General features: G+C 61.0%; 11 protein-coding genes and 3 pseudogenes. 7 read left to right on the top strand and 7 right to left on the bottom strand.

Annotated features, from left to right (window positions below; translation table 11 throughout):
* Both EPN31_RS06340 and EPN31_RS06335 read left to right on the top strand, forming a co-directional pair.
* Positions 1-319: pseudogene (locus EPN31_RS06340) on the top strand (DUF4172 domain-containing protein); the annotation flags it as partial.
* 123 nt (positions 320-442) lie between these two features.
* Positions 443-2,611, top strand: a complete 2,169-nt coding sequence (locus EPN31_RS06335; protein WP_291770858.1) for a bifunctional diguanylate cyclase/phosphodiesterase — start codon at positions 443-445, stop codon at positions 2,609-2,611.
* Positions 2,612-2,672: 61 nt separating this feature from the next.
* Here EPN31_RS06335 and EPN31_RS06330 read toward each other — a convergent pair whose 3' ends face one another.
* The 4 genes and pseudogenes from EPN31_RS06330 to EPN31_RS06315 all read right to left on the bottom strand — a co-directional run bounded on the left by EPN31_RS06330 (position 2,673) and on the right by EPN31_RS06315 (position 5,907).
* A complete protein-coding gene (locus EPN31_RS06330; RefSeq protein WP_291770855.1) occupies positions 2,673-3,299 on the bottom strand; it encodes an aminotransferase class IV in 627 nt (208 codons plus the stop codon).
* Between the two features lie 34 nt (positions 3,300-3,333).
* Entirely contained in the window at positions 3,334-4,359 is a 1,026-nt protein-coding gene (gene pabB / locus EPN31_RS06325) for an aminodeoxychorismate synthase component I (RefSeq protein ID WP_367188299.1), read from the bottom strand.
* A 150-nt stretch (positions 4,360-4,509) separates the two neighbouring features.
* Positions 4,510-4,734, bottom strand: a pseudogene (locus EPN31_RS06320) (integrase core domain-containing protein); the annotation flags it as partial.
* A 267-nt stretch (positions 4,735-5,001) separates the two neighbouring features.
* A complete protein-coding gene (locus EPN31_RS06315; RefSeq protein ID WP_291770851.1) occupies positions 5,002-5,907 on the bottom strand; it encodes an IS3 family transposase in 906 nt (301 codons plus the stop codon).
* Positions 5,908-5,971: 64 nt separating this feature from the next.
* Between EPN31_RS06315 and EPN31_RS06310 the strand changes: the two genes are divergently transcribed.
* The 4 genes from EPN31_RS06310 to EPN31_RS06295 all read left to right on the top strand — a co-directional run bounded on the left by EPN31_RS06310 (position 5,972) and on the right by EPN31_RS06295 (position 8,901).
* Positions 5,972-6,205: a hypothetical protein gene (locus EPN31_RS06310; RefSeq protein ID WP_291770850.1), complete on the top strand. Its 234-nt coding sequence runs from the start codon at positions 5,972-5,974 to the stop codon at positions 6,203-6,205.
* Positions 6,206-6,300: 95 nt separating this feature from the next.
* On the top strand, positions 6,301-7,365 hold the full coding sequence (locus EPN31_RS06305) for an ABC transporter substrate-binding protein (RefSeq protein WP_291770848.1): 1,065 nt from the start codon (positions 6,301-6,303) through the stop codon (positions 7,363-7,365).
* Positions 7,352-8,185, top strand: a complete 834-nt coding sequence (locus EPN31_RS06300; protein WP_291770845.1) for an ABC transporter permease — start codon at positions 7,352-7,354, stop codon at positions 8,183-8,185. The genes EPN31_RS06305 and EPN31_RS06300 overlap by 14 nt, the downstream gene beginning before the upstream one ends.
* Positions 8,170-8,901 carry an ABC transporter ATP-binding protein gene (locus tag EPN31_RS06295; protein WP_291770844.1) on the top strand — a complete coding sequence of 244 codons (732 nt, stop codon included), beginning with the start codon at positions 8,170-8,172 and terminating at the stop codon, positions 8,899-8,901. Before EPN31_RS06300 ends, EPN31_RS06295 begins: the two co-directional genes overlap by 16 nt.
* Here EPN31_RS06295 and EPN31_RS06290 read toward each other — a convergent pair.
* From EPN31_RS06290 to EPN31_RS06280, 3 genes are all read right to left on the bottom strand, one after another.
* A complete protein-coding gene (locus EPN31_RS06290) occupies positions 8,898-9,020 on the bottom strand; it encodes a hypothetical protein (protein WP_291770842.1) in 123 nt (40 codons plus the stop codon). The genes EPN31_RS06295 and EPN31_RS06290 overlap by 4 nt on opposite strands.
* Before the next feature lie 75 nt (positions 9,021-9,095).
* Complete coding sequence (locus EPN31_RS06285; RefSeq protein WP_291770840.1) at positions 9,096-9,224, bottom strand: hypothetical protein; 129 nt, start codon at positions 9,222-9,224, stop codon at positions 9,096-9,098.
* Positions 9,225-9,264: 40 nt separating this feature from the next.
* A complete protein-coding gene (locus EPN31_RS06280; protein WP_367188300.1) occupies positions 9,265-9,444 on the bottom strand; it encodes a CrcB family protein in 180 nt (59 codons plus the stop codon).
* A 143-nt stretch (positions 9,445-9,587) separates the two neighbouring features.
* Here EPN31_RS06280 and EPN31_RS16685 point away from each other — a divergent pair.
* Positions 9,588-9,734 (top strand): annotated as a pseudogene (locus EPN31_RS16685) (hypothetical protein); the annotation flags it as partial.
* Positions 9,735-10,111: the final 377 nt, after the last annotated feature.

Below are 10,111 nucleotides of genomic sequence, written 5' to 3'. Positions count from 1 at the left end.
AGTTTGTCGGCGCAGATCCAGCGGGAGCGCAAGGCCTACTACGACATCCTGGAGCGGACCCAGAAGCGATCGGTGGACGTCACCGAGTGGCTCGCCTGGTTCCTCGACACGCTCCATCGCGCCGTCGATCAGGCGCAGCACACGCTGGATGCCGTCCTGACCAAGGCGCGCTTCTGGCAGCACTTGGGCGGCAACACCCATGAACGAGCGCCAGGTGAAGCTGCTCAACCGACTGCTCGACGGCTTCGAAGGCAAACTCACCAGCAGCAAGTGGGCGGTCATCGCCAAGTACTCGCCAGACACGGCGCTGCGCGACATCGCTTTGCCCGCGTTTTCCAGACGGTCCCAGCTTTCCAAAAAGGCTGTAAGCACTTTTTTCATGCTAGCATTTCTAGGCTGTCCAGGCTAGTTCAGAAAATCTCCGTTTCACGGATTTCACGCTATGGCATTTCTGAATACACAAGTGAACGCCACCTCCGACAAGCAACTGCAGGTCAACAAGGACCGCGCCCACAGCCACAAAGAAGCGTGGTTCCAAGCCATCTTCAATCAGGCGTCAGTCGGCGTAGCGCTCACCGACATCACAACGGGGCGCTGGCTACAGATTAATCAGAGGTATTGCGACATCGTCGGCTATACCCCAGACAAGCTGCGCCACATGGCTTTCCAGGATCTCACGCATCCAGACGACCTTATAGCCGACCTCACACAGGTCGCGCGGCTGCGAATGGGGGAGATTACAAGCTTCAGCGTGGAGAAGCGTCTATGCCACAGGGACGGCCGAATCGTGTGGGTCAACCTGTCCGTATCTGCAACGTGGGCCGCAGGTGAGCCACCAGGCGCCTATATCGCAATCATCCAGGACATCACGGATCAGAAATTCGCTCAGGAAAAGGTGAACACGAGCGAGCAAACTTTGCGCGGCATCTTGGATCATCTCCCGGTTGCAGTCGTACTGATCGCTGCCGATCAGAGGATCACATTCCGAAACCGGTGCTTCGGAGCGTTATTCGGCTACACGGCGGAGGACATCCCGGACCTGGAGAGCTGGTGGCTGGCCGCATTTCCCAAGGGCCGCACACGCGAAGAAGCCCGTAGGCTCTGGATCCGCAAGTGCAAGCTTGCGAGCGAAGGCGACGGCACGATAGAACCATACGAGAGGGAGGTTCTCTGCCATAACGGCGAAATTCGGTACGTCGAGGTCAGCGGCGCCCTCACGAGCGCCGGCCAGATCGTCACAATGGAAGACCTCAGCGCCCGTAAAGCAGCACAGCAGCGTATCGAGCGACTCTCTTACTACGATTTGCTCACCCAACTCCCGAACCGCCGCCTGCTGGTCGAGCAAGCATCCAAGACTCTCGCCGAGAGCACATCGAGTGGCTGCTGGGGCGCAGTGCTGCTTCTGGATGTGGATCGTTTCAAGCTCCTGAACGACACTCAGGGCCGCGACTACGGCGATGCTTTACTTCAGCAAATCGCGCAGCGCCTGCTCGGCTTCACGGAAAACCGCTATCTCGCTGCGCGCCACGGAGACGATGAGTTCGTCATCGTTCTGGACAACCTCGCTACGCAGCGGGAGGACGCTGCGGCGCGAGCAGCCGAGCGCGTGCGGCAGCTGCTGCAAATCCTGCACGCGCCATACAAGCTCAAGGGCGCATCCTATCGGGCGTCCGCTTGTGTGGGGGTCGTGCTGTTTCAGGGTGAGCAACATGGTATCGACGAGCTTATTAAACGGGCGGATCTTGCGGTCACTCAAGCCAAAGCTCACGAACGCGGATCATTTCGCTGCTACGATTACCAGATCCAACTCGCCGTCAACGAACGCGCGCAGATCGAGGCCGACATACTGACGGGCCTTGAGCAACGGCAGTTCGAGCTCTTCTACCAGCCACAGATGCACAAGACAAATCTCGCCGGAGCCGAGGCCCTAGTGCGCTGGCACCACCCCTCGAAGGGCTGCCTGTCGCCCGCCTATTTCATCTCTGTCGCTGAGGAAGCGGGTTCGATTCTGCGGCTGGGCACCGAGATACTGCGCAGCGCCTGCAAGCAACTCGCCGACTGGGGTGGCCGCCCGGGCTTGAGCAAGCTGACGCTTTCCGTCAACGTCAGCCCCCGGCAGTTCTACCAGAGCGACTTTGTGTCCCAGGTTCTGCAGATCCTCGCACAGACGGGCGCGCGGGCGCAGCGCCTAAAGCTGGAACTTACCGAGCGGCTTCTGATTCGCGACATCGAGGAGACAACTCGCAAGATGGCAGAGCTGAGAACCCACGGCGTGAAATTCTCGCTAGACGATTTCGGAACCGGGTACTCATCGCTTGGCTATCTGAAGCGGCTCCCACTCGACGAGCTGAAAATCGACCAGAGCTTCGTGCGAGGGGTGCCGACCAATTCCAACGACTCCGCCATCGTGCGCAGCATCATCTCGCTAGCGAAGAGCCTTGGGCTCTCGGTCATTGCCGAGGGGGTAGAGTCTGAGGAACACCGTCTTTTCCTCGAACAAAACGGCTGCGAGCGGTACCAGGGATACCTGTTCGGGCAACCGGTCCCTATCGGCACGTTCGAGGACCAGGTAAAGGGCCTTCAACGGCCGCCCGGTGAAAGTGACAAGTAGACAACCAACGCCCCGCGCGCTTATTATCCTGCACCCCCGCTGCCGTCTCCAATGTCGAACCCTACCCGACCAGATCCGCGTCTAGCCAACCACGCAGGCTGTTGACGAAAGCCCAACCCTGCGCGCGCGGCACGTCGCTCAGCTCAATCACCTGCTCGGCCAGGCGCCCCTGCTGCACGAGCACGTGCCGGCCTACGCCAGGCAGCAAACCACAATGCAGCGGCGGTGTAACCCAACGATTGTCCAGTAGTGCGGCGATGTTGCCGTGTGTCGTCTCGGTCAGCTCTCCATCCTCGTTGAACAGCAAGGTGTCGAATACAGAAGCATCGGCCGGCCGTAAAGCAGAATAGTGTTCGCGCCGCGACGTCTTGAAGCGCACCCAGTCCCCGTGCACCATGGCGTTGGTCAGCGGTTCGCGGGCCAGTTGCAGGCGCACAGGCGTGAGTGTGAGCGGTAGCGGGTGGGCTTCCGTCGCCAAGTGCCCGTTGCACCTCAACGCCAGCCGTATTCGCCAATCGCCTTGCGCGTGCTGTGCACAAAGCTGTGCGAGCATCTGCGTGATGTCGGGCTCGGGCCAGGGGTAGCCAAAGTGATGGGCCGCCGCCCGCATGCGAGCCAGATGCAACGGCAAACGTGCGAAGGTGCCACCACGCAGCGCGAATGTTTCCAAAATATCGAAATCCACCATCAGATGTGCTCCGGAGAATGGCTCCAGTGTGACCTCAGCCCAGAAACGCGCGTTTGTAGCACCACTCCCGCCATTCGGCTTCGGCAGTACTGCCGATCGTGATGCCGCTGCCAATGCCGCAGCGTAACTTGTCGCCGCGCACTGTTACCGTACGAATCGGCACGTTGAAGGTGGCATGCATACTACCCGGCGTTGCATCCGGCCGCACGATACCCAAGGCGCCGCAGTAAACGCCGCGCGGGCAGGGTTCCAGTTGCCGGATCCAGCGCATAGCCTGGCGCTTGGGCGCACCGGTGACCGAGCCGCACGGAAACAGCGCACCGAATACGTCCGCCAGCTGCGCACCGGGTCGAGTGAGGGCCTCTACGTCCGAAGTCATCTGCCACACCGTAGGCAGCGCCTCGGCGTGAAACAGCCGCGATGCCTGCACGCTATGCGGTAGCGCAATACGTGAGAGATCGTTGCGCAGCAGATCCACAATCATCACGTTCTCGGCCCGCTCCTTGGGCGAGGAGCGCATGGCTTCGGCGCGGGCCGCGTCTTCGGCCGGTGTGGCACCGCGCGGGGCGGTGCCCTTCATCGGCCGGGTGAGGATGCGTGCGCCATCCCAATCGAAGAATAGCTCCGGCGATACCGACAATACCTGCTCCTTGCCGCTGTCGATGGCAGCCACGTAGCCCGCAGGCTGCACTCTGCGCAGCGCTGAGAACAGCGTAGACGCGTTGCCTCGCAAGCGGCCCGCCAGTTGCGTGGTGAAATTGACCTGATAACAGTCGCCCGCCGCAATTGCTGCCTGGATGGCAGCCACTGCCGCATCGAACGACGCCCGCTCGATACCAGGGAGCCAGGTGGACAACGGCGCTTCCGCGGCGGCATTTTCTTCCCGCCAATCTTGTACCTGTTCGTGTACGCCAAACCACGCCAATGGCTCCCCGTAGGGCACGGCGTGCAGGGTATCAGCAAAGGCCTTATCGAAGGCTTGCGCAGCTTCGTAGCGCAGCCAGCCTACGCACCAGTGCCCGGCTCGCGCAGCCTGCTCCACTGCGTTCAATACCGGCATCACGTCATCCGGGTGGTACGCGGCCAGCACCGCCGACGGCGCGTCGAAACGTCGCCGCAGTCGAGGTGCCGCGGAATTGTGCGGATCTGGGAAATCGATGCAGGAATTCATTGTTGGATAACTCTCGGATCGGGGGTAATCCCCCCATTCTCAGTGGTGGGCTTTCGTAGAGTATGTGAGGAGGTGGAGATTTCTCTTCTGCGCGAGTTTCAACCCGCCTAGTGACTTGTGGGGTCGTTCACTGTTGTGGGTCCGGAGCCACTCAGTGGCGCCTTCCTGGACATCCTCCAGACTGCCAAACAGGTTTTGGGCCGGCCAATCGTAGTGTACTGTCCGGTTATGGCGTTCGACACAGGCATCTTGCTGAGGATCGCCTGACTAGGCACGGATGATGAGCGTGATGCGCCGCGCAACGGCTCAATCCAGCAGCATCTTGCCGAAGTATTCCCGGCCATAGTACCTTCTGAACACGCCTCCAGACGCCGGCCATTTCCCGTTATTATTGTCACAAGCTCAGGCCACCTTTGAACCTCCTCTCGATGCTCCAGCACTAGCAGGCATCTCCCCGGCCCCCTCATGTGAGCCTCCCGATCAATGAACAGGTGCGAAACATGCAGCATCATGGTTTGGAGTTACCAGGATTTAGTAGACGCCCGATTCCCGCTTGCAATGTACGGCTTCAAACTCGTTTGGGCTGATCCCGCCAAGATGGCTGTGTCGCCGTGCCGAATTGTAGAAATCGTCAATGTACTCAGCCAAATCAAGCAAAGCGGTTTCTTGGTCAGCATAGATGCGCTTCTTGATGCGTTCCTTCTTCAAGCTGCTAAAAAAGGACTCCGCCACAGCGTTATCCCAGCAGTTTCCCCGTCTGCTCATGCTCGGCTCAAGATGATTGGCCTTGCAAAAACAACGCCAGGCATCACTGCCATACTGCGTGCCTTGGTCTGAATGAATGAGGGTGTTCCGAGGTCGGCGGCTTCGTACTGCGTTGGCAATGGCGTCAAGCACTAATTCGCGGTGAATGGTCGGCCGGGCAGCCCAGCCAACGACCTTCTTTGAGAAGAGATCTATGACCACGGCCAGATAAAGCCAGCCCTGCCAGGTCCGGATGTAGGTGATGTCTGTTACCCAGACCTCATTCGGCCTGGACACTGTAAATTGGCGTTGCAACAGATTGGGGATCAACGCCAGCGGCTTGGAGACCGGGATATGACGTATGCGGTATCCGTGCAATGCATGCAAACCGTTTTCTCGCATGAGACGTGCAACTCTATGCTTACTGCATGTTTCCCCACGCTCACGCAAGTCTTGCAGGATTCTCGGAGCGCCGTAGATGCCATGGCTGGCTGTGAAGGATGCCCGGATCAGTGTGAGAAGCCTAGCATCTTCCTGCGCCCGATCAGAGACTGGGTGCTGAAGCCATGCGTAGTAACCTGATCGTTCGACGCCGAGGACTCGACACATAGTCGTCACATTGAATTCGTCGCTATGCGATTCAATGAACTTGTATGTCTGCCTCACCTTGCCTGGAGCCTTGATTTTAGACATGGCGAGCACCCTTCAACCATTGGCTGGATACTATCCCCGTCTACTAAATCCTGGTAACTCCACCATGGGCTGGATCAACATCGCAGGCCACTGGCTACGTACACGCATGCTCGTGCCAGCGCAGAAACACGCTTTCGCCACCGGCCGCGTCTGCCACCTGATATTTCCGCACCGGCGCCCCATCCGCAGGACAGTCACCGATATCGCTACCTGGATCATCAAGCAGACCGAGGCCGACATGCACGCCATCGACCAGATCTACCCGGCGCTCGGCATCGCCCGCCTGCTGCGCGCGTGACGCCGCCGTCCAACCGGCGGCTATATACACATTTCCCATATATCTTTTCGTCTTAAGTAAAATTACTTATGTAGAAACGGCTTTGGACGAGGCAGATGAAATTGATTCCGGGACGGGTGCTGAAGGGGCTGCGCCGCAGCTTTGGGGCTGCGCTGCTTGCGGTGGCGACCAGCGTACAGGCGGCCGGCGTGCCTGCGGCAGCACCCACCGGGGCGGCGGTCCAGATCGGCTACATGCCGATCATCGCTGACACGCAGGTGTTCGTGATCGCCCAGGGGCTTACGCAGGAAAAGCCTTTTGCGCAGGCGCGCATGATTGAGTTCCAGAGCGGTCCGGAAATCGTCCAGGCGCTGCTTTCCGGGCAGCTGGATGTGGCCTATGTTGGCGCCGGCCCGGCCATGGTGGCCCGTGCGGCGGGCGCGGATGTCCGCTTCGTGGCTGGCAATGACTGGGGCGCGACGCGGCTGCTGGCGGTCGGTAAGCTGGCCGAAGCGTTCGCCAAGGGCTCGCCGGAGCAGGCGGTAGCCCGCTTCACGCAAGAGCAGGGGCGCAAGCCGATTCTCACGACTTTCCCGCTGGGTTCTGTGCCTGCTGCCGCCCTGCGCAACTGGCTGCTGCATCAGACGCACGTGGGGTTCGATGCCGTGCAGCTCGTGTACCAGGGTGAGAATCAGGTCGTGCAGGCGCTCCTGACCGGCGCGGTGGATGGCGCAGCTGCCCTGGATCCGGCCATCGACATTGTGCTGGCGCGTCGCCCGGATGCGCGGGTCGTGGCAGGGGACCAGGTGCTGTTCCCGGAACAGCCCGGTGCCGGTCTGCTGGTGCGCGAGGCACTCATTCGCGAGCATCCGGCCTTTGTGGAGCAGCTGGTGCGTGCGCAGATCGAGGCCACACAATTGCTGAAACAGCACCCGGAGAAGGCGGTGCCTGCCGTGCAGAAGTATCTTGGGGGCGGGCGGCTGTCGGCCGCTATCGTGCGCGAGTCGATGAGCCACGTGAAATACGAAGCGGATCCGCGCGAGCTGCAGCGCGGCACGGAGAAGCTCTACGCGTTCCAGAGCCAGCAGGGCGTGCTGAAGAAGCCGCTCGACGTCAGCACCTTGTTCGATGCCAGCTTCTATGAGCGCCTGACGCACGGAGAGCCAAATGGCACACACTGAGATTGCGGTTGCGCACCGCCCCCTACCGCTGGCTGCCCGGCACCTGGCGCTACCTGCAGGGGTATGGCAGCGCGGGACGCGGGCCGTGTTCGGGCTGGGCGGGCTAGCCCTGTTCGTGGTGATCTGGAAGCTCGCGCAAGAATCCGGTCTTGGTCATCACGGCACGATTCCCGATCCATTTGCCTTGCCTGAAGCCCTCGCGAGCGAATGGCGCTCGGGGCGGCTCATGGCGGCAGTGGAATCCAGTCTGGCGCATTACGGGTGGGGTCTGCTGATGGGGACGGCACTTGGGGCTGCCCTGGGGCTGGTCTGTGCGCTCTCGACCACCCTGGAGGCGCTTCTGGCAGGGGTCGTGCGGGTTCTGCGGCCCATCCCGCCGCTCGCCTGGGTGATCTTTGCCATCGCCTGGTTCAAGATCAGCCACGAGGGTGCAGCCTTCGTGATTTCCATTGGCGTGTTCTGGGTGAATTACTTTGCCACTTACTCCGCCGTGCGCAACGTGGATCCCAAGTACGACGAACTCGCGCGGGCGTTCGGGCAAGGGGCCTGGTACCGGCGCCTGCCGGGCATCATCCTGCCGGCCTCGGCGCCTGGCATTCTTGCCGGCATGCACACGGGTATTGGCTCGGCGCTCATGGCGTTGATCGCGGCGGAGCTCATCGGCATGCCGGGGATCGGGCAGGAGATGAATGTGGCAGCTGGCGTGGGCGACTACGCGACCGTGGCTGTCTACATGCTGGTAATTTCGGCCATTTACGCGGTATGCGACAGTGGTTTCGTCTATCTCGAGAAGAAGGTGCTTCAATGGCGTCCGTCCTGAGCGTTCGTGATCTCGCCTATGGCTATGCCGGCAGCGCGCAGCCCGTCTTTCGCAACCTGGACCTGCGCGTCGAGCCCGGTGAGTTCGTGGCCATCGTGGGGCAGTCGGGGGTGGGGAAGTCGACGCTTCTGCGCTGCGTGGCGCAACTGGTGCCGGCCGCGCGTGGCGAAGTCGAGTTGGCGGTGCCGTCGGAAGCCACTGCGCGCCCCTTCGGCTTTGTCTTCCAGGATACCCGACTGATGCCGTGGCGCCGGGTACGCGGCAACGTCGCCTGCGGCCTGAAGGGCCTGCAATTGGATGCGACGCAGCGCGATGCGCGGCTGCGCGAAGTGCTTTCCCTGGCACGCATCGGGGAATTGGCAGACCGCTGGCCGCGGCAGCTCTCCGGCGGGCAGGCGCAGCGCGTCGGGATCGCCCGGGCGCTCGCCCTGCATCCGCGCGTCCTGCTCATGGATGAGCCCTTCAGCGCCGTGGACGCAATCACTCGCCAGGCTCTGCAGGACGAGCTCTTGCGGATCTGGGAGCAGCGCCATCCGGCGGTCCTGTTCGTGACGCACGACATCGAAGAGGCCGTCTACCTGGCCGACCGCGTGGTCGTGCTGGCCGGGACGCCTGCGGGCGTCGTCACCGATCGCAGCATCGACTTGGCGCGGCCGCGCGATCGTGCGGCGCCTGAACTGCAGGCCGTGGCGCGTGAGATCACGGCGGCGCTCTAAGCCGCGTCGCTGCCAATGCGGCCGGATTCGAGCGGCACCTTGGTGTAGAACAGCCGGATGTCTGTCTGGCTGTGCAGCAGCGCCAATATCGCGTCGCATTTCGCTTCCGAGACGACCATCGAAACTTCGATGGGTTGATCGGCGAGCTCGAAAAATCACGCAGAATGCACGCGTCGGCCGGTGCCCAGGCCTTCTTACGCGGCAATGACCGTGACACCACGGATGTTCAGCGACCAGGCTGCTTCCATGAGCCACTGGTGCACGGGTTGCCCTTCATGCGTTCGGTCCTGCAGCGTGAAAAAGGTGAGTTGGAATCCGTTCATGGGGGTACTCCTGCAATCCTACGGTGCGCCGCGCGGCTCGTCAGCCGCGCGCGCGGTACTGGACGATGCCGATGCCGGCGAGCGTCAGGAAGATCGAGCCGAACAGGTGCAGGCCTATGTGGGTGGCCGCCGACAGAAATTCGCGCGCCTGCAATAGTGTGGTGGCTTCTAGCGAGAACGTCGAGAGGGTCGTCAGGCCGCCCATGAAGCCGGTGATAATGAACAGTTGACCTCCTCCCGAAAAAGTGGACAGTTCAGAAGTAGAGAATGCCGGCGATACTAGCCCTCAGGAGGGTGTCGCCATGAAGAAGTCGAAGTTCACCGAGGAGCAGATCGCATTCGCGCTGCGCCTATACCACACAGTTCAAGACCGATCTGGTCGCCCAGCGCATGGACCCGGCCGTCTCCCTGGCGGCGGTCGCCATCGAGCAAGACCTGAACCCCAACGTCTTGCGCCGCTGGGTCATCGAGTGTCGATGGACGCATAACATGAGAATCTTGGAGGCATAAGTTGAGAAGCCTATGGTTCCTTTTCCCTTGATGGTGTGGGATGTCGTGAGAGATTAGATCACTCTCTTGTAAGTCAGATCTACTTGTCTAGGCGTAGGTTTTGGGTCATCTGTCGGTCCTCACAATTAATGAAATTTCCTTCTCACAATTAGCGAAAAATCTGTAGCAGTGCGGCTAAACTGTAGGATCGCGCGAAAGCCAGTCGCTTTACGCCGCCTCACCGATCATCCGTTGCGGCTGAGCCTTTCGCAGATGACAGCTTCCGGCTGAAAGCGGTCATCGAAGCTGAGAGCGCCAGATAGTCTTAAATAGCCAATTAAACTACTTTACCCTCACGCTAAGATCACACTTTCCTCACTAATCACCTGCGATAGGCC

The sequence above is a fragment of the Castellaniella sp. genome, from assembly GCF_004321985.1.
Lineage (GTDB): Bacteria > Pseudomonadota > Gammaproteobacteria > Burkholderiales > Burkholderiaceae_B > Castellaniella.
Note: the sequence above shows the minus strand (reverse complement) of the source record. Positions and strands in the feature narration are given on the sequence as shown.